Origin of the sequence: Pseudomonas sp. Marseille-Q5117, from assembly GCF_946901175.1 — a bacterium.
In the GTDB taxonomy this organism is placed as follows: domain Bacteria; phylum Pseudomonadota; class Gammaproteobacteria; order Pseudomonadales; family Pseudomonadaceae; genus Aquipseudomonas; species Aquipseudomonas iranensis.
Window position 1 is genome coordinate 121,515 of sequence record NZ_CAMPPP010000018.1, and the last position, 22,257, is coordinate 143,771.

At 61.4% G+C, this 22,257-nt stretch carries 17 protein-coding genes and 1 pseudogene; 10 read left to right on the forward strand and 8 right to left on the reverse strand.

Annotation, left to right across the window (positions count from 1 at the left end; genetic code table 11):
• Positions 1-4: 4 nt before the first annotated feature.
• From OC605_RS23880 to OC605_RS23890, 3 genes are read right to left on the reverse strand one after another with little or no spacing between them, the layout of a single operon-like run.
• The gene (locus tag OC605_RS23880) at positions 5-1,486 is read right to left on the reverse strand and encodes an aldehyde dehydrogenase (RefSeq protein ID WP_071172701.1); all 1,482 of its coding nucleotides are present in this window, start codon (positions 1,484-1,486) and stop codon (positions 5-7) included.
• Positions 1,483-2,316 (reverse strand): alpha/beta fold hydrolase, encoded by an 834-nt coding sequence (locus tag OC605_RS23885; protein WP_116658480.1) that lies wholly within the window; start codon positions 2,314-2,316, stop codon positions 1,483-1,485. Before OC605_RS23885 ends, OC605_RS23880 begins: the two co-directional genes overlap by 4 nt.
• Positions 2,317-2,347: 31 nt before the next feature.
• Positions 2,348-2,938: an amino acid synthesis family protein gene (locus OC605_RS23890; RefSeq protein ID WP_073471126.1), complete on the reverse strand. Its 591-nt coding sequence runs from the start codon at positions 2,936-2,938 to the stop codon at positions 2,348-2,350.
• 450 nt (positions 2,939-3,388) lie between these two features.
• Between OC605_RS23890 and OC605_RS23900 the strand changes: the two genes are divergently transcribed.
• On the forward strand, positions 3,389-4,432 hold the full coding sequence (locus OC605_RS23900) for a WD40/YVTN/BNR-like repeat-containing protein (RefSeq protein ID WP_122507913.1): 1,044 nt from the start codon (positions 3,389-3,391) through the stop codon (positions 4,430-4,432).
• The gene (locus tag OC605_RS23905; protein ID WP_024013186.1) at positions 4,429-6,813 is read left to right on the forward strand and encodes an efflux RND transporter permease subunit; all 2,385 of its coding nucleotides are present in this window, start codon (positions 4,429-4,431) and stop codon (positions 6,811-6,813) included. The genes OC605_RS23900 and OC605_RS23905 overlap by 4 nt, the downstream gene beginning before the upstream one ends.
• 264 nt (positions 6,814-7,077) lie before the next feature.
• Here the strand turns inward: OC605_RS23905 and OC605_RS23910 are convergent.
• A pseudogene (locus tag OC605_RS23910) lies at positions 7,078-7,796 on the reverse strand (FadR/GntR family transcriptional regulator).
• A 187-nt stretch (positions 7,797-7,983) separates the two neighbouring features.
• Entirely contained in the window at positions 7,984-9,720 is a 1,737-nt protein-coding gene (locus OC605_RS23915; protein ID WP_071172698.1) for an IlvD/Edd family dehydratase, read from the reverse strand.
• 192 nt (positions 9,721-9,912) lie between these two features.
• Between OC605_RS23915 and OC605_RS23920 the strand changes: the two genes are divergently transcribed.
• From OC605_RS23920 to OC605_RS23955, 8 genes are all read left to right on the forward strand, one after another.
• Positions 9,913-11,235: an MFS transporter gene (locus OC605_RS23920; RefSeq protein WP_024013183.1), complete on the forward strand. Its 1,323-nt coding sequence runs from the start codon at positions 9,913-9,915 to the stop codon at positions 11,233-11,235.
• 156 nt (positions 11,236-11,391) lie between these two features.
• Positions 11,392-12,384 carry an AraD1 family protein gene (gene araD1 / locus OC605_RS23925; protein WP_262139896.1) on the forward strand — a complete coding sequence of 331 codons (993 nt, stop codon included), beginning with the start codon at positions 11,392-11,394 and terminating at the stop codon, positions 12,382-12,384.
• 9 nt (positions 12,385-12,393) lie between these two features.
• On the forward strand, positions 12,394-13,974 hold the full coding sequence (locus OC605_RS23930; RefSeq protein ID WP_122507910.1) for an aldehyde dehydrogenase (NADP(+)): 1,581 nt from the start codon (positions 12,394-12,396) through the stop codon (positions 13,972-13,974).
• 247 nt (positions 13,975-14,221) lie between these two features.
• The gene (locus OC605_RS23935; RefSeq protein ID WP_122507909.1) at positions 14,222-14,533 is read left to right on the forward strand and encodes a DUF5629 family protein; all 312 of its coding nucleotides are present in this window, start codon (positions 14,222-14,224) and stop codon (positions 14,531-14,533) included.
• Positions 14,520-15,695, forward strand: a complete 1,176-nt coding sequence (locus OC605_RS23940; protein WP_122610894.1) for a lactonase family protein — start codon at positions 14,520-14,522, stop codon at positions 15,693-15,695. The genes OC605_RS23935 and OC605_RS23940 overlap by 14 nt, the downstream gene beginning before the upstream one ends.
• 156 nt (positions 15,696-15,851) lie before the next feature.
• Complete coding sequence (locus OC605_RS23945; RefSeq protein WP_016775003.1) at positions 15,852-16,031, forward strand: hypothetical protein; 180 nt, start codon at positions 15,852-15,854, stop codon at positions 16,029-16,031.
• A gap of 245 nt (positions 16,032-16,276) precedes the next feature.
• Complete coding sequence (locus OC605_RS23950) at positions 16,277-16,489, forward strand: hypothetical protein (protein WP_039763920.1); 213 nt, start codon at positions 16,277-16,279, stop codon at positions 16,487-16,489.
• Positions 16,486-16,743 carry a hypothetical protein gene (locus OC605_RS23955; protein ID WP_039763921.1) on the forward strand — a complete coding sequence of 86 codons (258 nt, stop codon included), beginning with the start codon at positions 16,486-16,488 and terminating at the stop codon, positions 16,741-16,743. Before OC605_RS23950 ends, OC605_RS23955 begins: the two co-directional genes overlap by 4 nt.
• 35 nt (positions 16,744-16,778) lie before the next feature.
• On the opposite strand, the gene OC605_RS23960 is transcribed toward OC605_RS23955, so the two are convergent.
• The 3 genes from OC605_RS23960 to OC605_RS23970 are packed head-to-tail and all read right to left on the reverse strand — an operon-like array spanning position 16,779 to position 22,254.
• The gene (locus OC605_RS23960; RefSeq protein WP_262139902.1) at positions 16,779-17,375 is read right to left on the reverse strand and encodes a glutathione S-transferase; all 597 of its coding nucleotides are present in this window, start codon (positions 17,373-17,375) and stop codon (positions 16,779-16,781) included.
• A complete protein-coding gene (locus tag OC605_RS23965) occupies positions 17,372-21,013 on the reverse strand; it encodes an AAA family ATPase (protein WP_262139904.1) in 3,642 nt (1,213 codons plus the stop codon). Before OC605_RS23965 ends, OC605_RS23960 begins: the two co-directional genes overlap by 4 nt.
• Positions 21,010-22,254 carry an exonuclease SbcCD subunit D C-terminal domain-containing protein gene (locus tag OC605_RS23970; protein WP_262139906.1) on the reverse strand — a complete coding sequence of 415 codons (1,245 nt, stop codon included), beginning with the start codon at positions 22,252-22,254 and terminating at the stop codon, positions 21,010-21,012. Before OC605_RS23970 ends, OC605_RS23965 begins: the two co-directional genes overlap by 4 nt.
• Positions 22,255-22,257: the final 3 nt, after the last annotated feature.

A 22,257-nucleotide genomic window follows, 5' to 3' on the forward strand; every position in this document is an offset into this window, starting at 1 on the left:
ACTCCTAGCGCATCACAAACGGATCAGGCATTGGCGCCTGGGAGAGGTTGATCCACACCGTTTTCAGTTCGGTGTAGGCCAGCACCGAATCGATGCCGCTTTCGCGTCCATAGCCACTGTTCTTGAAGCCGCCGATCGGCGCCATCGCCGACACTGCGCGGTAGGTGTTGACCCAGATGATCCCCGAGCGCACATCCCGCGCCAGACGATGGGCGCGACCCAGGTCACGGGTCCAGATGCCGGCAGCGAGGCCGAACTGCGAGTCGTTGGCGATCGCCAGCGCTTCGGCTTCGTCTTTGAAACGAATCACCGAAGCCACCGGGCCGAAGACTTCTTCCTGCATGATCTTCATCGAATTGCGGTCGCATTCGAACAGCGTCGGCTCGTAGAACCAGCCTTCGCCAAGATCCGCCGGACGCTTGCCACCGGTGCGCAAACGCGCGCCTTCGGCGATCGCATCGGCGACCAGACCTTCGACCACCGCCAGTTGCTGCGCGGTGGCCATCGGCCCCATCTCGCTGTGGTCTTCCTGCGGGTTGCCGATGCGGATGCGCTGGGCGCGCTCGACCAGACGATTGACGAATTCGTCGTAGATTTCGTCCTGCACCAGCAAGCGCGAACCAGACACGCAACTCTGCCCGGACGCCGCGTAGATGCCGGCAATCGCACCGTTAATTGCACTGTCGAGATCGGCGTCGGCGAAGATGATATTCGGCGACTTGCCGCCCAGCTCCAGCGACAGCTTGGCGAAATTCTCGGCGCTGCTGCGCACCACATGCCGCGCCGTGGCCGCGCCGCCGGTGAAGGCGATCTTGCGGATCAACGGATGGCGGGTGAGGGCGGCGCCGGTGCTCGGGCCGTAACCGGTAACGACGTTGACCACGCCCGGCGGAATCCCGGCTTCGAGGGCCAGGCGTGCCAGCTCGAGAATGGTCGCCGAGGCGTGCTCGGACGGCTTGATCACAATCGTGTTGCCGGCGGCGAGGGCCGGGGCCAGTTTGATCGCGGTCAGGTACAGCGGGCTGTTCCATGGAATGATCGCGGCGACCACACCCATGGCTTCGTGCACGGTGTAGGCAAACAGATCCGGTTTATCCAGCGGCAGGGTGCCGCCTTCCAGTTTGTCAGCGAGGCCTGCGGTGTAGTGGAAGAACTCCGGCAGATAGCTGACCTGGCCACGGGTTTCGCGGATCAGCTTGCCGTTGTCGCGGCTTTCCAGCTGCGCCAGGTGTTCCTTGTTTTCTGCGATCAGATCACCGAGGCGGCGCAACAATTTGCCCCGCGCAGTGGCGGTCAGGCCGCGCCAGGCCGGGCTGTCGAAGGCATTTTGCGCTGCTTGCACGGCGCGTTCGACGTCCGCTTCATCGGCGTCGGGCAGTTCCGCCCAGGCTTGCGCGGAGGCCGGGTTGAGGCTTTCGAAGGTCTTGCCGGAGAGGGCGTCGACCCAGTCTCCGCCGATGCACATCTGGAAGCGTGCGAGTGTCATGCAACGATCCCCTTTATATGGTTTTGTCGGGAGTGTGCGAATTGGAGAAATTCCAGCAGCATCTGGTTGACCAGACGCGGCGACTCTACCGGCATCATATGCCGTTGCTCGGGCAGCACGGCAACCTTCGCGCCGGGGATGCGTCGGGCCAGTTGCTCGGCCATTTCCGGGGTCGAACCGGGGTCGAGTTCGCCGGTGGCGATCAGCGTCGGTGCCTGAATGCTGCTCAGGTCGTCGGCGCGGTACATGTCCTGGGTGGCAAACAATTCGTAGGTGGTCAGGTAGCCCTGCGGATCGTTGTTGGCCAAGGTCTGGCGCAACGCGGCGATCTGCGCCGGGTTGGCCGCCTGATATTCACGGCTGAACCAGCGCGACAACGCCGCTTCGGCATTGGCGTCCGGGCCGTGTTCGGCAGCCTGTGCAGTGCGGGCAATCACGCCGGCACGCTGTTCTTCGCTGCGGTTGAACACGCTGTTCAGCACCACCAGGCTTTGCAGGCGCTCCGGGTAATGCAGGGCGAAGGCCCGCGCGACCAGGCCGCCCATGGAGAAGCCGATCACCGCTGCCTGGGGCAGATTGAGGTGATCGAGCAGCTCGAGCAACTGATCGGCGTAACCGAGCAGGTCGGTGCCGCTGGCCGGGCGCGGGCTGGCGCCGTGGCCGAGCATGTCGTAGGCGATCACCTGGTACTGGCTGGCGAGGCCGACAATCTGCCCGCCCCACATTTCTTTGTTCAGGCCCACGCCGTGGATCAAGACCACGGGCTGGCCTTGGCCGGTCGCCAGGTAACTGGTGCCAGCCGGGGTGAGTTCAGCGGTGAGCCGAATCATGGAGCGCTCCTGCAATGCCTTTTTATTGTGATTACTGGGCTTGTTCGGCAGCCAGTTCTTCCAGATCGATGTAGCGGTTGCCGATGCGCGGGTGCAAGCGGCCACCGTCGGCGCAACCCAGCACGACGACGATTTCGTCAGCACGCGGCGCGTCTTCGATCTGCATTTCCAGGGTGATGTAGTGCGAACGCAGGCCTTCGTCGTCCTTGTGCATCATCGGGATCTGAATTGAAGTGCCCGGGCCGCCGCGCTTGTTGGTAAAGCTCAGGTAGCTCTTGGCTTTCACCGCTTCGCGATAGTGGTTACCGAAGCGCAGGGTGTGGATCACCGCCGACGCGTGCTCGATCTCGCCGTCAGCGCCGACCACCGCCGCTTTGCCGTAAGCCTCGATCTTCTCGGCGCCACCAATGATGCCCACCAGGCGCTCGACCATCATGGCGCCGAGGTCGGAGCAGTTGGCGCGGATCTGCGGCTTGAGGTCTTCGACAAAACCATTGCCCACCCACGGGTTCTTCATCACCACGGCGAGGCCGACCATGGTCACCGGCTTGTCAGTAGCCTTGCCGCCTTCAATGAAGGTTTCTTCGACATAGCTGACGATCTTGCGAATTTCGAAACTCATGAGCTGCTCCGTTGGGGGATTGAGAGTGTCTGTGCGTCTGATGGTATACCATAATACCGATCCTGCAAGTCCCTCTGATGAGATTTGCTTCATCACCCCGGCGAATGGTCATGTATTCAAATCCCGCACTCACCACCAACACCTGTGGGAGCGAGCCTGCTCGCGAATGCGGTGTATCAGTCACCCTGTTTATTGGCTGACCCACCGCTTTCGCGAGCAGGCTCGCTCCCACAGGGAAAATGATGGGTTACAGAGAGCCGCTTTCGGTTAACAAAAGATAACGCGGCGCCGATTGTCAGACATTTGCAAAGCCCGATAGGATGAGCCAGCTTCCGAAGGGGCTCTGGATTGCGGGTTTCAGGACTATGCTTCTGATCTGCCACTAGCCGAGCACCCTTGCGGCGCCCTTGAAGGCCCGATGGCCCAACAATAATAAATAGGGGAAGGTCTATGAGTCGTTGCCGCCCGCCGGCGTTACGCAACACCGCGTTGCTGGCCACAGCACTCTCACTGCTGGGCTTTGCCACGTTATCGGCACCTGTGATTGCCGCCGAGGCCCCGGCTGACGTGGTCTATGCCACCGAATCGGCCAAGGCCGCAAAAAGCCTGATTCTTGATGTCGTCCACGCTGGCGCGCGTCTGGTCGCGGTCGGCGATCGCGGGCACATCGTCTATTCCGATGACCAGGGCAAGACCTGGACCCAGGCCAAGGTGCCGACCCGGCAACTGCTCACCGCCGTGTATTTCGTCGACGACAAAAACGGTTGGGCCGTGGGCCACGACGCACAGATTCTCGCCAGCGCAGACGGCGGTCTGACCTGGACCAAACAATTCGAAGACCTCGCACGCGAATCGCCGCTGCTCGACGTCTGGTTCAAGGACGCCAGCAGCGGCTTTGCCGTGGGCGCCTACGGCACGCTGCTGGAAACCTCCGATGGCGGCAAGCACTGGGAAGACGTCAGCGATCGCCTCGACAACGAAGACCAGTTCCACCTCAACGCCATCGCCGCCGTGAAAGACGCCGGGCTGTTCATCGTCGGCGAGTCCGGCAGCATGTTCCGCTCCGCCGATGACGGCCAGACCTGGGAAAAGCTTGAAGGCCCGTACGAAGGTTCGCTGTTCGGCGTGATCGGCACGGCGCAGCCGCAGACCCTGCTGGCGTACGGCTTGCGCGGCAATCTTTATCGCTCCACTGATTTCGGCAGCAACTGGGAGCAGGTCGAACTCAAAGCCGCACGCGGTGCACTGGAGTTCGGCCTGTCCGGCGGCACGCTGCTGGAAGACGGCTCGATCGTCATCGTCGGCAACGGCGGCTCGGTGATCAGCAGCAGCGACAACGGCGAAACCTTCAGCGTGTTCAACCGCCCGGATCGCATTTCGCTGTCGTCGGTCACCGCCGCCGGCAACGGCAACCTGATTCTGACCGGGCAGGGTGGCTTGCACATCACCCAGCCAAACGGTGCCGAGACCAATAACAAGAAGGCGGGGCTATGACTTCCTTGATCACTCCTCAGCAGGAAAAGGCGACGGTTCTCGAGCGCCTGATCTTCAACAACCGTCCGGCCGTGATCCTGATCTGCCTGGTGGTGAGCATTTTCCTGTTCTGGCAGGCCACGCTGATTCGGCCGTCGACCAGTTTTGAAAAAATGATCCCGCTGCAGCATCCCTTCATCGAAAAGATGATGGAGCACCGCAACGATCTGGCGAACCTGGGCAACACCGTGCGTATTTCGGTGGAAGCCACCGACGGCGACATCTTCTCCAAGGAGTACATGGAGACCCTGCGCCAGATCAACGACGAAGTGTTCTACATTTCCGGCGTCGATCGTTCCGGCCTCAAATCGCTGTGGAGCCCGAGCGTACGCTGGACCGAAGTAACCGAAGAGGGTTTCGCCGGCGGTGAAGTGATTCCGCAGAGCTACAACGGCTCGCAGGACAGCCTCGATCTGCTGCGCAACAACGTGCTCAAGTCCGGCCAGGTCGGGCGTCTGGTGGCCAACGACTTCAAGTCGAGCATCGTCGACATCCCGCTGCTCGAGGCCTATCCGGACCCGCAGGATCAGGGCAAGTTGCTGGCGCTGGACTATCGCCAGTTCTCCCATGAACTCGAAGACAAGATCCGCAACAAGTTCGAAGCGCAGAACCCCAACATCAAGATCCACATCGTTGGTTTCGCCAAGAAGGTCGGCGACCTGATCGACGGTCTGGTGATGGTGGTGCTGTTCTTCGGGGTCGCCTTCGTCATCACCCTGATTCTGCTGCTGTGGTTCACCAACTGCCTGCGCAGCACCATCGCGGTGTTGAGCACGACGCTGGTGGCGGTGGTCTGGCAACTCGGGTTGATGCACTTCTTCGGCTTCGGCCTCGACCCGTATTCGATGCTGGTGCCGTTCCTGATTTTCGCCATTGGCATCTCCCACGGCGTGCAGAAGATCAACGGTATCGCCCTGCAATCCAGCGAGGCCGATAACGCGCTGACCGCTGCTCGGCGCACCTTCCGCCAGTTGTTCCTGCCGGGGATGATCGCGATTCTGGCCGATGCGGTGGGCTTCATCACCCTGCTGATCATCGACATCGGCGTGATCCGTGAACTGGCGATCGGCGCGTCGATCGGCGTGGCGGTGATCGTGTTCACCAACCTGATCCTGCTGCCGGTGGCGATTTCCTATGTCGGCATCAGCAAGCGCGCGATTGCCAAGAGCAAGAAGGACGCCAACCGCGAGCACCCGTTCTGGCGCCTGCTGTCGAACTTCGCCAGCCCGAAAGTCGCGCCGATTTCGGTAGCGCTGGCGCTGATCGCCTTCGGTGGCGGCCTCTGGTATAGCCAGAACCTGAAGATTGGCGACCTCGACCAAGGCGCGCCGGAACTGCGTCCGGACTCGCGTTACAACAAGGACAACAACTTCATCATCAGCAACTACTCGACCAGCTCCGACGTGCTGGTGGTGATGGTCAAGACCAAGGCCGAAGGGTGCTCGCGCTACGAAGCCATGGCGCCGATCGATCAGCTGATGTGGAAGATGCAGAACACCGAGGGCGTGCAGTCGGCGATCTCGCTGGTGACCGTGTCCAAGCAGATGATCAAGGGTATGAACGAGGGCAACCTGAAATGGGAAACCCTGTCGCGCAACCCGGACGTACTGAATAACTCGATCGCCCGCGCCGATGGCCTGTACAACAACAGCTGCTCGCTGGCGCCAGTGCTGGTGTTCCTCAACGATCACAAAGCTGAGACCCTCGATCGTGCGGTCAACGCGGTGCAGGAGTTCGCCAAGGAAAACAACAAGGACGGCCTGGAATTCATCCTCGCCGCCGGTAACGCCGGGATCGAAGCAGCCACCAACGAAGTCATCAAACAGGCTGAGCTGACCATCCTGATCCTGGTGTACATCTGCGTGGCGGTGATGTGCATGATCACCTTCCGCTCATGGGCGGCAACCCTGTGCATCGTCCTGCCGCTGGTGCTGACCTCGGTGCTCGGCAACGCGCTGATGGCGTTCATGGGCATCGGCGTGAAAGTTGCGACCCTGCCGGTGGTGGCGTTGGGCGTGGGGATTGGCGTGGACTACGGCATCTACATCTACAGCCGCCTGGAAAGTTTCCTGCGCGCCGGGCTGCCGTTGCAGGAAGCCTATTACCAGACGCTGAAGTCGACCGGTAAAGCGGTGCTGTTCACCGGCCTGTGCCTGGCGATCGGCGTGTGCACCTGGATCTTCTCGGCGATCAAGTTCCAGGCCGACATGGGCCTGATGCTGACCTTCATGCTGCTGTGGAACATGTTCGGTGCGCTGTGGCTGCTGCCAGCGCTGGCGAAGTTCCTGATCAAGCCTGAGAAGCTGGCGGGGCAGAAGGGCAATTCGCTGTTTGCGCATTGATCTGATGGACTGAAACGGCAAAGCCGCAACCTTGAGGGGTTGCGGCTTTTTTTGTGAATCAAGATCAAGAGCCCCTCACCCTAGCCCTCTCCCGGAGGGAGAGGGGACTGACCGAGGGGGGCGGCTAGATATATCGACCTGAAATACCGAGTCGGTTATGGATTCACAGCAGAACGTTCAAGTCGGCGTAAATCTCAAATATTCCCCAATCGGTCCCCTCTACCTCTGGGAGAGGGCTAGGGTGAGGGCAAGCGGTCTCAAGCCCTAAGAAAGCTCAGCGCCAAGCACCACACTCAACGCACTGCGCGCATCATCCAGCTGCACCAGCGTCGCATGCCGGGCACCCAGCGCATCACGATTCTCGATGGCGGTCAGGATCGCCTTGTGCCGCGGCAACGCCAGTTCATGCAGATTCGGCCGTTGATTGGAATGCTTCAACGCCTCGGCAATCGCTACCGCCAACATGTTGCACAGGTTCGCCAGCAGGTCGTTGTGCGTGGCATCGGCGATGCGGCTGTGGAAGTCCAGGTCCGGCTGCAACAGCGCTTCCGGGGTCGGCGCGGCTTCCATGCGTTGGTAGGCTTCGTTGATCGCGGCGATGTCGGCATCGGTTGCATGCTGGGCGGCGAGGCGGCCGCTGCCGGCTCGATGATGCTGCGCACACTGGTCAGCACGTTGAAGAATTCATTCTGCGGGCTACTTTGCATCAGCCAGTGCAGCACGTCCGGGTCGAGCATGTGCCATTCGCGGCGAGCCTTGACCACTGTGCCCACGCGAGGCTTGGAATACACCAGCCCCTTGGCCACCAGCACTCGGGTGGCCTCGCGCAACACCGGCCGACTGACCGCGTACTCCTCGCACAGCAGGGCTTCGGCGGGCAGTTTGTCGTCGGGCAAAAAGCGTCCGGAGACGATCTGCATGCCCAGTTCCTGGACGATGCGCGAGTGCATGCTTTTACGGTCGGAAGGTTTGCGGTAATCCATGGGGAGTGGCGCGATCCTGAGCGATGGAGATGCCGCGCATCATAGCAGGCACGGCACAGATTTGAGGCGATACGCAAAAGCAACTGTGGGAGCGAGCCTGCTCGCGAAGGCGGCATATCAGTCAAATAGATCTCGACTGACACTCCCTCTTCGCGAGCAGGCTCGCTCCCACAGGGGAATTGCGCTGTTAGTGAGAGTGGCGCGGAACCTCGGCACCACGGCAACCGACGAGGAAGTCAAAGTCGCAACCCTGATCCGCCTGCAGCACGTGATCGATGTACAGCTGACGATAACCGCCCACCAGCAATTGCTGCGGTGCTTGCAGATCGGCCATGCGCGCGGCCAGTTCAGCATCCGGAATGTCCAGATGCAGACGGCCGCTGGCACAATCGAGCTCGATCCAGTCGCCTTCCTTTACTGCCGCTAAAGGCCCGCCGGCTGCGGCTTCCGGGGCGACGTGCAGAACCACCGTGCCGTACGCGGTGCCGCTCATGCGTGCATCGGAAATGCGCACCATGTCGGTCACGCCTTCTGCCAACAGCTTGGCCGGCAGGCCCATGTTGCCGACTTCGGCCATGCCCGGATAACCCTTCGGTCCGCAGTTTTTCATCACCAGAATCGAATCCTTATCGACGTCCAGCTCCGGATCGTTGATCCGCGCCTTGTACATGTCGAAGTTCTCGAACACCACCGCGCGACCGCGATGCTGCATCAGTTCAGCGCTAGCGGCGGACGGCTTGAGCACCGCGCCCAACGGCGCCAGATTGCCGCGCAACACGCAGATGCCGCCGTCGGCGCGAATCGGATTGTCGAGGGTGCGGATCACTTGGTCTTCGCCGTAGATCGGCGCGTCCTTGGTGTTCTCGCCGATGGACTTGCCGTTGACGGTCAGTGCGTTCGGGTTGGGGATCAGATTGGCTTCACCGAGGCGACGCAGTACCGCTGGCAAACCGCCGGCGTAGTAGAACTCTTCCATCAGGAAACGCCCGGACGGTTGCAGGTCGACGATGGTCGGCATGCCGCGACCGATGCGCGTCCAGTCGTCCAGGTCGAGCTCGACGCCGATGCGCCCTGCGATGGCTTTCAAGTGGATCACGGCGTTGGTCGAACCGCCGATGGCAGCGTTGACACGAATAGCGTTTTCGAAGGCTTCCTTGGTGAGGATCTTCGACAGTTTCAGGTCTTCACGCACCATCTCCACCGCACGCATGCCGGACATGTGCGCCAGCACATAACGGCGTGCATCCACAGCCGGAATCGCCGCGTTGTGCGGCAGCGAAGTGCCCAGCGCTTCCGCCATGCACGCCATGGTCGACGCGGTGCCCATGGTGTTGCAGGTGCCCGCCGAACGCGACATGCCGCCCTCGGCTGCGAGGAAGTCATCGATGGTGATGGTGCCGGCCTTGACCTGTTCGCTGAGCTGCCAGACCACGGTGCCGGAACCGATGTCCTTGCCTTTGTGCTTGCCGTTGAGCATCGGCCCGCCGGTGACGACGATGGCCGGCACGTCGCAACTGGCCGCACCCATCAACAGTGCTGGAGTGGTTTTGTCGCAACCGGTGAGCAGCACTACGCCGTCGATCGGGTTGCCGCGAATCGCTTCTTCAACGTCCATGCTCGCCAGGTTGCGGGTGAGCATGGCGGTCGGGCGCAGGTTCGATTCGCCGTTGGAGAACACCGGGAATTCCACCGGAAAACCACCGGCCTCGATCACCCCGCGTTTGACGTGCTCCGCGATCTGGCGGAAGTGCGCGTTGCATGGGGTCAGTTCCGACCAGGTATTGCAGATGCCGATGATCGGCTTGCCGTGGAACTGATGGTCGGCGATGCCCTGATTCTTCATCCAGCTGCGGTACATGAAGCCGTTCTTGTCGGCCGTGCCAAACCATTGGGCGGAGCGCAGGGTGGGTTTCTTATCAGACATGATCGATTCTCTTATTGTAAGACTATTGTTTGCGAGCTGACGCTTAATCTAAGCTCAAAATCCGCGCTTTGGAAGAGTTGTTGGGTAATTAGTATTACTATATAGTCGTTTGCGACGGAGGGATGGCCCTGGCTGTTTTGGCGAGAGGCGTCCCCCGAGGTTCTATAAAAACAACAATCGGAGACCGATCTCATGAGCCAGGAATTGCGGCTTGTCCGGCGCATCACACTGAAACTGATTCCCTTCCTGATCCTGCTGTACTTGATCGCCTATGTGGATCGCTCCGCCGTCGGCTTTGCCAAGCTGCACATGGGCGCCGACATCGGCATCGGCGACGCCGCCTATGGCCTCGGTGCCGGGCTGTTTTTCATCGGCTACTTTCTTCTAGAGATTCCCAGCAACCTGATGCTCGAACGCTTCGGCGCGCGGCGCTGGTTCGCGCGGATCATGATCACCTGGGGCGCGATCACCATCGGCATGGCTTTTGTGCAAGGGCCGCACAGCTTCTATGTGATGCGCTTTCTGCTCGGCGCGGCGGAGGCGGGCTTCTTCCCTGGCGTGCTGTACTACATCACCCAATGGTTCCCGGTGCGCCATCGCGGCAAGATCCTCGGCCTGTTCATCCTCTCGCAACCGATCGCGATGATGATCACCGGTCCCGTGTCCGGTGGCTTGCTGGGCATGGACGGCATCCTTGGTCTGCATGGCTGGCAGTGGCTGTTCATCGTCATCGGCACCCCGGCGATCCTGCTGACCTGGCCGGTCCTGCGCTGGCTGCCGGACGGCCCGCAGCAAGTGAAGTGGATGGATCAGGCGGAAAAAGACTGGCTGACCGGCGAACTGAAAAAGGATTTGCAGGAATACGGCCAGACCCGTCACGGCAATCCGCTGCATGCGCTGAAAGACAAACGCGTGTTGCTGCTGGCGCTGTTCTATCTGCCGGTGACCCTGAGCATTTATGGCCTCGGCCTGTGGCTGCCGACGCTGATCAAACAGTTCGGCGGCAGCGATCTGGTCACCGGGTTCGTCTCGTCGGTGCCATACATTTTCGGGATCATCGGCCTGCTGATCATTCCGCGCAGCTCCGACCGCTTGAATGATCGCTACGGCCACTTGGCGGTGCTCTATGTGCTCGGTGCGCTGGGCCTGTTTCTCAGTGCCTGGCTGTCGCTGCCGGTGGCGCAACTGGCGGCGCTGTGTCTGGTGGCGTTTGCCTTGTTCTCATGCACCGCGGTGTTCTGGACCTTGCCCGGGCGCTTCTTTGCCGGCGCGAGTGCCGCGGCGGGGATTGCCTTGATCAACTCGGTGGGCAACCTCGGCGGGTATATCGGGCCGTTCGTGATCGGCGCGTTGAAGGAATACACCGGCAATCTGGCTTCGGGGTTGTACTTCCTCTCGGGCGTGATGGTGTTCGGGCTGATTCTGACCGGCATCGTCTACCGCGTGCTGGAACGCAAACACGTGCTGCCCGTCGACCAGTTCGCCGCCAGCGCCCGTGGCGCGACCCGAACCTGACACCTATGGATCAATTACCACCCCTGTGGGAGCTGGCTTGCCAGCGATGACGGCGGCACATCCAACATTGATGTGTCAGACAGGTTGCTATCGCTGGCAAGCCAGCTCCCACAGGGTTTTGCGGTGTTTCGGAATTTTGGATAAAGGAGAGGACATATGCATCTGGTTCAATTCGAATTACCCAACGGCGAGCGCCGTGTCGGCGTGGTCGACAACGGTCAGGTCCGCGAAGTCGAGGACGCCCGCAGTGTCCGTGATCTGGCCCTGGCTGCAATCGAGGCCGGCAGCTCCCTTGAGCAGCAAGTGCAAAGCCTCGGCCTCGGTGCCAGCCACGACTACACGCAGTTGCTCAAAGACCTGCGCATCCTGCCGCCACTGGATCACCCGGACCCGGCTCACATGCTGGTCAGCGGTACTGGTCTGACCCATCTGGGCAGTGCTTCGGCCCGCGACAAGATGCACCAGCAGGCCGGCGATGAAGCGGCGATGACCGACACCATGCGCATTTTCAAATGGGGCGTGGAGGGTGGCAAACCGGCGGCGGGGCAGGCCGGCGTGCAACCAGAGTGGTTCTACAAGGGCGACGGCAGCATTGTCGTGCGTCCGGGGCAGCCGTTCCCGCTGCCGCCGTTCGCTGAAGACGCCGGCGAAGAGCCGGAGATGGCCGGCCTGTATGTCATCGGCAACGATGGCAAGCCGTATCGCCTCGGTTTCGCCGTCGGTAACGAGTTCTCCGACCACGTCATGGAACGCAAGAATTACCTGTACCTGGCGCACTCGAAATTGCGCAGTTGCAGTTATGGCCCGGAACTTCGTACCGGTGAATTGCCTCAACACCTTGCCGGCACCAGCCGAATCCTGCGTGACGGCGAAGTGCTCTGGCAGAACGAGTTCCTCAGCGGCGAGGCCAACATGTGCCACAGCCTGGCGAACCTTGAGTACCACCACTTCAAATACAGTCAGTTCCTGCGTCCGGGGGACGTGCACATTCACTTTTTCGGCACTGCGACCCTGTCGTTTGCCGACGGCATCCGCACCCAGCCGGGCGACACGTTCGAGATCAGCCAGGCCGACTTCGGCGCACCGCTGGTCAACGGTATCGCACCGGTTCAGGCTGCTTTTGAACCGGACAGCATCGGCACCCTTTAAGGAGATCCCATGACTCAGATTCTCGGTCACAACTACATCGGCGGTCAGCGCAGCGCCGCCGGCAGCGTCAAACTGCACTCGGTCGACGCCAGCACTGGCGAGGCCCTGCCGCACGATTTCATTCAGGCCACGGCCGAAGAAGTCGACGCCGCCGCCAAGGCCGCCGCTGCGGCTTACCCGACCTATCGCAGCCTCAGCGCCGAACGTCGCGCGCAGTTCCTCGATGCGGTCGCGGATGAGCTGGATGCGCTTGGCGACGATTTCGTTGCTGTGGTCTGCCGCGAAACCGCGCTGCCGGCCGGACGCATTCAGGGCGAGCGCGGTCGCACCAGCGGGCAGATGCGTCTGTTCGCCAAAGTCCTGCGTCGTGGTGATTTCTACGGCGCACGGATCGATCAGGCATTGCCGGATCGCCAGCCGCTGCCACGTCCGGATCTGCGTCAGTACCGCATCGGCCTCGGCCCGGTCGCGGTGTTCGGCGCGAGCAACTTCCCGCTGGCGTTCTCCACTGCCGGTGGCGATACCGCAGCAGCACTGGCCGCCGGTTGCCCGGTGGTTTTCAAGGCGCACAGCGGCCACATGGCCACCGCTGAACTGGTCGCCGACGCGATCATTCGTGCCGCAGAAAAAACCGGTATGCCCGCTGGCGTGTTCAACATGATCTACGGTGGCGGCGTCGGTGAATGGCTGGTCAAGCATCCGGTAATTCAGGCCGTTGGTTTCACCGGCTCGCTGAAAGGCGGTCGCGCCTTGTGCGACATGGCTGCCGCACGTCCGCAACCGATCCCGGTGTTCGCCGAGATGTCGAGCATCAACCCGGTGATCGTTTTGCCGCAAGCACTGGCCACACGTTCGGAAACCGTCGCGCGCGACCTCACCGCTTCGGTGGTTCAGGGTTGCGGTCAGTTCTGCACCAACCCGGGTCTGGTCATCGGTATTCGCTCGCCGCAGTTCAGCGCGTTTGTCCAACAAGTCGCCGCTGCAATCGGTGATCAACCGGCGCAAACCATGCTCAACGCCGGCACCCTCGGCAGCTATGGCAAAGGCCTGGAAAAGCTTCTGGCGCACAGCGGCATCGCGCATCTGGCCGGTAATCCGCAGCAGGGCAATCAGGCGCAGCCGCAGTTGTTCAAGGCCGATGTCAGCCTGTTGATCAACGGTGACGAAGTGCTGCAGGAAGAAGTGTTCGGCCCGACCACGGTGATCGTCGAAGTGGCCGATCAGGCACAACTGAGCGCAGCGCTGCACGGCCTGCACGGTCAATTGACCGCGACGATCATCGGTGAGCCGTCTGACTTCGAGCAATTCGCCGAACTGACGCCACTGCTGGAACAGAAGGTCGGGCGCATCCTGCTCAACGGTTATCCGACCGGTGTCGAAGTGTGCGATTCGATGGTGCATGGCGGGCCGTACCCGGCAACGTCGGATGCGCGCGGCACGTCGGTGGGCACGCTGGCGATCGATCGCTTCCTGCGCCCGGTGTGCTTCCAGAACTACCCGGACAGCTTGCTGCCCGAACCGCTGAAAAACGCCAACCCGCTGCGGATTCAGCGTTTGGTGGATGGCAAGCCATCGCGTGAGGCGATCTAGCCAGCACCGTAATTTCCTGTGTCTTTGATTGATCGTTCCCACGCTCCGCGTGGGAATGCAGCCCGGGACGCTCTGCGTCCCACTGGAACGCGGAGCGTCCCTTGAGGCATTCCCACGCAGAGCGTGGGAACGAGCAACTGGCACACCGCTTTCGCGAGCAGGCTCGCTCCCACAGAGGTTCCAGCAGGGGCCTTCGGATCACATTGGGCTATCATTGGCCCTTTCCCCCCTAGAAAGACTGTTTGCCATGACTGCCCAAACCCTTCTCAACGCCCTCGAACACTGCGGTATGGTCGAAATCGATGGCCTGCACGCCTTCGAATTCGCCCTCGACGAGGACGATAACCTGCACATCGAATGCATCGATGGCCGCGAAGCCAAGCACTGGGAATTCACCCCGGCGCAGGTCGCGCAAGCGACGTTCGATGAGACGCTGCAGAGCTGGCTGATCACCGGTTACGCCAGCGACACCAAGACCACGGGCGAGCATCGTCTGGTGTGCCTCGGCGACGTAGTCAGCAGCAGCGACGATGAGGATGACAATAATGAAAATGCGTAACTTCTGGCCTTTGCTGATGGCCGGCAGCGTCGGCGCGATGGGGCTTTCCAGCGCCTCTGCCGACACCTTGCAGTTGCTGGTCGGCTCATACACCGCCGGTTCCAGCCAGGGCATCTACCGCATGCAGTTCGACAGCGCCACCGGCCAGATCGACGCCAAGCCACTGCAAGTGGTCAAGACCGAAAACCCGTCGTGGCTGACCCTCTCGAAAGACCAGAAACGCTTGTTCGTGGTCAACGAAAACGGCCCGGGCCAGACTGACCCGGTCGGCCGCGTCAGCAGCTTCGCCATCGACCCGAAGACCCATGCGCTGAGCCTGATCAATCAGGTGCAGAGCCTGGGCAACGAGCCTACCCATTCCAGCCTCAGCGCTGATGCCAGACACCTGTTCGTCAGCAACTACTCAGTGATGGAAGATCCGGGCGGCACCCTGGCGGTATTGCCGGTCGATGCCGACGGCCAGCTGAAACCGGTGGTGCAGATGAGCGGCCACCCGGCCAGCCGGGTCAATCCTGAGCGTCAGGCTTCCAATCATGTGCACTCGACGGTGTCTTCGCCGGACGGGCGCTATGTGTTCTCCAATGATTTGGGCGCGGACAAGGTTTTCATCTATCAATACGACCCGAAGGCCAACCCGCACTTGCCGCTAACCCCGGCGAAAACCGCCTCGGTAGCCTTGCCGGCCGGTAGTGGCCCGCGTCATCTGCTGTTCAGCGCTGATGGCAAACACGCTTGGCTGACCATGGAGATGAGCGCACAGGTCGCGGTGTTCGACTACAAAGACGGCGTACTGACCCAGACGCAACTGGTCGATCTGGCAGCGGGCCAGCCGACCTCGGACAAAGCCGGCGCGGCGCTGCATGCTTCGGCTGACGGCAAGTTTCTCTACGTGAGCAATCGCGGCACGGCCAATCAGCTCGTAGTGTTCAGCATTGATCCTGCGACCGGTCAGCTCAAAGAGCTGCAAAAGCGCTCGGTCGAGGGTGATCACCCGCGCGAGTTTGCCCTCGATCCGAGCGGTAAATTTGTCTTGATTGCCAACCAGAAGAGCAACCAGATTGTCGTCGTCGAGCGCGATGCCAAGACCGGTCTGCTGGGCAAAACCGTGCAAAAACTGCCGATGGACGCGCCAAGCGACCTGAAATTCCTGGTGCGACAATAAGCCACAGGCCCCGGTCTGCGGGGCCTGCATCGTTGTATTAATTGCACTGATATCGGCTAATGCTACAAAAGATTTCAAGGAGGCAACCCTCGAGCGTTACGTTTGTTTCACAGCCCGACCGGGCAAACCAAGCAAACGAACACGAGGGTTACCGCCATGAATTTCAATCTCTTCTCCGTCATCGCCGCTTCCGCCATTTCTGCCACCGTGGTATTGCCAGCCGGTGCCAACGTCGAAATCGCCAGCAAAAAATCCCACACCCAGAGCTACACCCAGAAATACCTACAACAAAGCGCCAACTTCTACGCCGCGCTGGATCACAAAACCCAAGCCTGAAATTGCCGTCTCCTTGTTGGAGCTGCCGAAGGCTGCGATCTCTTGATCTTCATCGTCAAAAGATCGCAGCCTTCGGCAGCTCCTACGCGTGTGCGCGGCATTTGGTTATAAGTTTCTTCAAGCAGGGGAATAGAGCCAGTAAATAATCAACGAAGCTGATATTCACCATTGCAAACCCTGAGTGGTTGCTTCGGCTTTTTTGATTGATTCTGTGGCCATCGAAACCTTTGCCCACGGAGAACACCATGGCCAGCGCAATCCTCACTTCCGCCAAACGCGGCGCCTACCTGGCCATCGGTCTGTACCTGGCCGTGGTGCTGTTCGTCAGCATCGGCGCGCAGATGGAACACAGCTTCGACGCCCCGATCGACGTCGCCCACCCCGGCATCCAGTTCGAACTGCGCTCGCAAAGCGCGATGGTCGACAGGGCCGAACTCGCAGGAGTCGGCGGCGCATGAAAGGCTACAGACTCTGGGTCATCGCCAGCCTCGCGCTGATGACCAACGGCGCCTCACTCTTGGGGTTTGGCCAGGGCTCGGTGGGCGGTTTGGCCCGGGCCATAGAGGCCAACCACAACATCGCGCACAACATTGAACGCGCCAACACGCTGGGGCTGATGGCCGGCAATCCACCGGTCAAGGTCGCGGTGGATTTTCTCGGGCCGTTTGAAGTGGATTGCATGGCGCTGGGCATGTGTAACGCCCTGGCCTGACGAAGATCGCAGCCTTCGGCAGCTCCAACATCGGGTTACTTCTTCATGATCGAGGTGAACAGGTCGGATTCGAGGAAACGCTGCAACCACACCTGCAAGCGAACATAAGGCGTCTGCGCAAACCACTCGCGATCAACGTGAGCGAACTGTCGGACGAAGGGCAGCAGGGCGATGTCGGCGAGGCTTGGGTGATCGGCGAGCAAATAATCGCGGCCTTGGAGCAGCTCATCCAGTTTCTGCAGAAACAACGCACCTTCAGCTCGATAAGCTTCCATCGGCTGCTCGGGGTAGCGCTCGGCGTACTTGTAGCGATTCAATGCCGATTTGAAAATCTGATCATTACCCTCAATCAGTTTTTCCATCCACAGCGCTGCGAACGAGTCGCCGGCCAGCAACCAATCATCCGGATCATTCTGCGCCAACGCCCAGCGCATGATCTGCAGACTTTCATCAATCACCACGCCATCGGCATTCAGCACCGGCACGGTGCCCTTGGGCGAGAGCGCGAGCATTTCCGCCGGCTTGTTCTTGAGGCTGACCTCAACGATCTCCACCGGCACGCCCGCATAACGCAGCGCCATTCGCGCACGCATCGCGTAAGGGCAGCGGCGGAAGGAAAACAGCGTGTTCATTTCACCTCCAGCGTGCTCAAACCATTGCCCTGGCGCCGCACCTGAATCTGCACCGGGATCCGTTCGTGCATTTCCTGCACATGGGAAATCACCGCCACCTTGCGTCCCTGCGCCTGCAAGCCATCGAGCGCGTCCATGGCCAGTTGCAAGGATTCCGGATCGAGGCTGCCAAAGCCTTCATCGATAAACAGCGACTCGATTTTCAGCGTGCTCGACGCCATCGAGGCCAGACCCAGCGCCAATGCCAGCGATACGAGGAACGTCTCGCCGCCCGACAACGAATGCACCGAGCGCAGTTCGTCGCCCATTTCCGTGTCCATCACCAGCAGGCCGAGCATGCTGCCGCCGCGTTTGAGGCGATAGCGTTTGACCAGTTGGCGCAGCTGCGCGTTGGCGTGATGCACCAGCAGGTCGAGGTTGTACGCCTGGGCGATCTTGCGGAAGGTGTCGCCGGTGGCCGAGCCGATCAAGGCACTGAGTCGCGCCCAGCGCTGGTACTCGGCATAGGCGTCGGCGATCTGCTGGGCCAGCGCCTGATTGGCGTTCTTTCGGCGCTGGTCTTCCACCTGTTCGGCGCGCAGTTCGGCGCACTGCTGCTCGCTGACGGCAAACTGGGTTTGCAGCTCGGCGAGGGCGCTGTCCAGCTGTTCGGCGTCAAGATTGCCGTCCTGCCGGGTCTGGTGATCGAGCAGACGCTGATCGCGCTCCTGCAACAGGACCTGCGCCTGTTCGATGGCTTTTTCGTTGTGCTGAAGGGTCTGGCGCAGCGTGGCGACTTGCGCGTCGTCGAAGCGCAGCAAGTCTTCGAGGCCGCCGTCATCCAGTTCCGGATGGCTGGCGCGCCAATCGGCGATCTTGCCGGCGAGTGCCTGGTCTTCAGCTTGCAGTGCTTGCAGGCGTTCCTGCTGAGACTTGAGCTCTGCAGCGATTTGCACCAGCTGCGTGCGCACGCTTTGCAGCTCCTCAGCGGTACGGGTTTCGGCGCTACGCGTCTGTTCCACCGCGTGTTCCAATTGCTGCTGCAAATGCTCGGCGTTGCTGTGCTCGCCAAGTAACTGCGCGAGTTTTTCCTGACAGCTTTGCTGCTGCTCGGTCAACGCCGTGAATTGCTGTTCGGCACTGTGCAGTTGCTGAGTGCGCAGCTGCTGGCGATCCTGCTCTTTCTCCAGCGTCTGCTGGCGTTGCTGCTGTTCGCTCAGCTCTTCCTTTTGCTGTTCGAGCTGGGTCAAACGCTCGGCGATCTGCCGGTCCAGCTGCATGAACGTTGCCGCCGGCTCCAGGCGCAATGCCTCAAGTGTGTCGGCGGGCAGCAGCGGGCCGAACGCGCTGAGTTCTTCTTCAAGACGCTGACGGTCGCTGTTGAGTTCATGCTGCTGATGGCTCAGCTGTTGCGCCGTTTGCTGATGCGCCACTTCGGCCTGACGCAATTGTTGCGACAAGCGTGCCGCGTCCTGTTGCAAGGTGAGCAGCGCACTTTGGCGTTGTTCGTCTTGAGTGATGCTCTGGTTCAACTGCTCGGTCTGGCGGCTGAGCCAGGCGTCGCGTTTGTCGGCGTCCTGATTGAACAGTTGCGCGGCCAGTGGATGCGCGTCGAGGCTCGGGGCCAGGGCTTGTTGCTGCGCCGCGAGTTGTTCCTGTTGCTGCAGCAGCTCTTTCTGTTGTGCGATCACGCCACCGACTTCGCCGCGCAGCTCGATCAGTTTTTCCTTGAGCTGATCGACCACTTGCTGGGCGTTGGCCTGCTCGTTTTCATCGTGACGGCCAAGGCTTTGCAACAGCGCTTCGGGCTGGTGATAGGGATGCTCGTTGCTGCCGCAGACCGGGCAGGGCTGATCGTCCTGCAACTGCGCACGCAACTCTTCGACACTGGCGCTGCGCGCCAGCCGCTGACGTTCAAGCAGTTCGCGAGTGACGCTGAGGGTCTGCTCGGCGACGGTCAGTTCGGCCTTGGTTTTCACCCCATCCTGGGTCAGGCGTTCGCGTTGCTGCTGCGCGTCGAGCTGACGTTGTTGCAACTCGGCGCTGCGCTTGTCCAGATACTGCTGAGTCGCCCACAGGCGCGACAGGTCTTCGATCGCGCGCAGCTGTTTGCGGTTGTCCTGCAGCAAGGTGCCGAGCAGGCCGATCTGTTCGGCGACTGCGTCCGGCTCTGCGCCAGCCTCTTTGAACAGCACTTCCAGTTGCTGTTTGTGCGAGGCCAGTTGCTCAGCACTGTGCGCGGCGTTCCGTTCGAGGGACGCCAGTTCGCTCTGGCCCTTGTTCAAGCGGTTGCCGATCAGCATCAGCTGTTGCAGACGATCGCGATAGGCGCTCCAGGCATCGCTCAACGGCGCCAGATGGGCACTCTGCTCAAGCTCGCTGGCGATGCGTTGCAAGCGCGCGGCGACTTCAGCCTGTTTTTCCTGCAAAGCCTGAATCGTGCTCTGGCCATCCTTGAACGCTTGGTCGGCCGCTTGCCGGGCTTCGGCGCTGCTGGCGGTGTCCTTGATCAGGCGGGCGAGGGTGCTTTGCTCTTCAAACGCCTGGCGCAGCAACGGCGCGTTTTCGCTCTGGCGCTGTTGCGCTTCGCTCAGGGCGACTTTCGCTGCGTCGAGGTTCTGTTCCAGTTGCGTCTGGCGTTCCCCGAGTGCCGCGTGTTGTTGCGTGTGCGCGGCAATCTGCGCCGCCAATGGCGTGAGCAGCGCATCGAGCTCAGCCTTGCGCGCGAACTGATGACGCTGCGGGCCAAGCTGTTCCAGACGCGTCAGTTTTACCCGCTCGCCGGCCAGTGCCTGCCATTGCTGTTTCGCGGTTTGCAGTTGTTCGCTGGCCGCTTGCTGCGCTTCCTGCAACAGACGCAAATCCTTCAGCCAGGCATGCTGTTGCTCAAGCTGTTTGAGCTGCGCCTGTTGCGCCTTCATCTGTTGCTGAGCGGTGTTGAAACGCTCGTCGAGTTCGGCGCGCGCTTCCGGCGCCAAAGGCGTCACACCGGTGGCCTGATCCTGCAACTGCTTGTGCGCTTCACGGGCTTCTTTGGTCTTGTCGAAGGCGCGGCGGCCGAGGCGGGTGTACAGCGCGGTGTCGGTGAGTTTTTCCAGCAGTTCACTGCGGTCGTTGTCATCAGCCTTGAGGAACGCGCTGAATTCACTCTGCGCCAGCAGCACAGCGCGGGTGAACTGTTCAAAGTTCAGGCCCAGCGCGGCTTCCAGCTGGGTTTTGTATTCGCCTTTCTGGCTGGCGAGCAGTTGATCCTGATCGATGTCGCGCAGGCTCTGTCGACTGGCCTGGAGCTTGCCGCCAGCCTTCTCGCGAGCACGGTTGGCTTCCCAGCGCGCGCGATAGCGGCGGCCATCGACGCCGACAAAATCCACTTCGGCATAGCCTTCACCGGTGCCGCGTCGCAGCAAGGTGCGCGGGTCGCCAGTGGCGATTTCACCGTCAGCATCCGGGACTTTCGCATCACGGCCGGTGTTGTTCAGACGCGGCACAGCGCCAAACAGCGCCAGGCACAAGGCATCGAGCAACGTGCTTTTGCCGGCGCCGGTCGGGCCGGTGATTGCGAACAGACCGGCGCTGGCCAGCGGTTCGGCTGTGAAATCGATCTCGAACGGACCGGCCAGCGAGGCCAGGTTCTTCAAACGAATGGCGAGAATTTTCATGGCTGCTCGCCCTCCAGTTGCACGTCCTGCAGCAGTTCGGCGAAGTCCTTGAGCGTCTGCTCGTCGACCTCGCTGCCGTAGTTGTCGAGCCAGGCGCGGCTGAACAATTCCTGCGGGGTGAGTTGGTCGAGTTCGATCAGCGTGCTGCCGTCATCACTGCCATCAACGCCGCGATTGCCGGCGTATTCAGCAGCGATGCGCACCAGTCGCACGGCTTTGCCTTGCAGTGCGGTTTCCACTTGATGCCGCAGATCCGGTTGCGGCTCGTCAAGACGTACGCGCACTTCCAGCCATGGTTGGCGTTGCGTTTCGGCGAGCAGATCGATGTTCGGCAGGTCGGCCAGTTGCAGCAAAATCTCGGCCAGCGGCGCCGGGCCGATGCGCTGCAGATTGACCGAGCGCGGGATCAGTTTCGGCTCGACGCTGACTAGTGTTTCACCGTCCAGGACCACATCGAGAATCTGATGCTGATAACCGATCTCCGAAAACGACAGCGGAATCGGCGAGCCGCTGTAGCGGATGCGCTCCTCACCGTTGACCTTCTGCGGCTTGTGCAAATGGCCGAGGGCGACATAGCTGATGCTTTCGCCGAACAGGCTGGCGGGCAGCGCTTCGGCATTGCCGATGATCAGGCTGCGCTCGGAGTCTTCCGACACCGAACCGCCGGCCATGGGCGCGTGGCTGATGGCGATCAATGCCTGACCGGGTTTGCGCTTTGCGTTGGCCGCTTCGATCAGCCATTCGTGCACCTGTCCGATGCCACGCAAATAGTTGTCACCCAGATGCGCGCCAGTGACTTCCGCCGGCCGCAAGAACGGCAGCGCCAGGCACCACGCGGTGATTTCTCCCTGCGCATTCGGCAGCGGCAGCAACAAACGTTCGGCGTCGAGCTGCCCGTCATCCAGCCACAGCACCCGACCCAACGCATGGGTGCGCAAACGCCGCATCAACGGCGCCGGCAGCTCGATCCGCGAACCGGAATCATGGTTGCCGGCGATCATCACGATGGTCAGCAACGGCTGCTGTTCGTGAGCGCTGACGATGAAGTCGTAGAGGCGTTCCTGCGCTTTGACCGGCGGATTGACCGTATCGAAGATATCGCCGGCGATCAGCAGCACATCCGGCTGCGCCAGGTGCAACTGGCGCAGCAGCCATTCGAGAAAACACGCGTGCTCGAAATCGCGCTCCTGGCCGTGCAGGTTTTGCCCAAGGTGCCAGTCGGAGGTGTGGAACAGACGCAAGGT

Excerpts from the sequence above, each read along its gene's own strand:
- OC605_RS23950 (WP_039763920.1), top strand. The coding sequence starts at position 16,277 with ATGGCCAGCGCAATCCTCACTTCCGCCAAACGCGGCGCCTACCTGGCC.
- OC605_RS23885 (WP_116658480.1), bottom strand. The coding sequence starts at position 2,316 with ATGATTCGGCTCACCGCTGAACTCACCCCGGCTGGCACCAGTTACCTG.
- OC605_RS23930 (WP_122507910.1), top strand. The coding sequence starts at position 12,394 with ATGACTCAGATTCTCGGTCACAACTACATCGGCGGTCAGCGCAGCGCC.
- OC605_RS23890 (WP_073471126.1), bottom strand. The coding sequence starts at position 2,938 with ATGAGTTTCGAAATTCGCAAGATCGTCAGCTATGTCGAAGAAACCTTC.
- OC605_RS23920 (WP_024013183.1), top strand. The coding sequence starts at position 9,913 with ATGAGCCAGGAATTGCGGCTTGTCCGGCGCATCACACTGAAACTGATT.
- OC605_RS23880 (WP_071172701.1), bottom strand. The coding sequence starts at position 1,486 with ATGACACTCGCACGCTTCCAGATGTGCATCGGCGGAGACTGGGTCGAC.
- OC605_RS23900 (WP_122507913.1), top strand. The coding sequence starts at position 3,389 with ATGAGTCGTTGCCGCCCGCCGGCGTTACGCAACACCGCGTTGCTGGCC.
- OC605_RS23945 (WP_016775003.1), top strand. The coding sequence starts at position 15,852 with ATGAATTTCAATCTCTTCTCCGTCATCGCCGCTTCCGCCATTTCTGCC.
- araD1 (WP_262139896.1), top strand. The coding sequence starts at position 11,392 with ATGCATCTGGTTCAATTCGAATTACCCAACGGCGAGCGCCGTGTCGGC.
- OC605_RS23960 (WP_262139902.1), bottom strand. The coding sequence starts at position 17,375 with ATGAACACGCTGTTTTCCTTCCGCCGCTGCCCTTACGCGATGCGTGCG.
- OC605_RS23915 (WP_071172698.1), bottom strand. The coding sequence starts at position 9,720 with ATGTCTGATAAGAAACCCACCCTGCGCTCCGCCCAATGGTTTGGCACG.
- OC605_RS23940 (WP_122610894.1), top strand. The coding sequence starts at position 14,520 with ATGAAAATGCGTAACTTCTGGCCTTTGCTGATGGCCGGCAGCGTCGGC.
- OC605_RS23965 (WP_262139904.1), bottom strand. The coding sequence starts at position 21,013 with ATGAAAATTCTCGCCATTCGTTTGAAGAACCTGGCCTCGCTGGCCGGT.
- OC605_RS23955 (WP_039763921.1), top strand. The coding sequence starts at position 16,486 with ATGAAAGGCTACAGACTCTGGGTCATCGCCAGCCTCGCGCTGATGACC.
- OC605_RS23935 (WP_122507909.1), top strand. The coding sequence starts at position 14,222 with ATGACTGCCCAAACCCTTCTCAACGCCCTCGAACACTGCGGTATGGTC.
- OC605_RS23905 (WP_024013186.1), top strand. The coding sequence starts at position 4,429 with ATGACTTCCTTGATCACTCCTCAGCAGGAAAAGGCGACGGTTCTCGAG.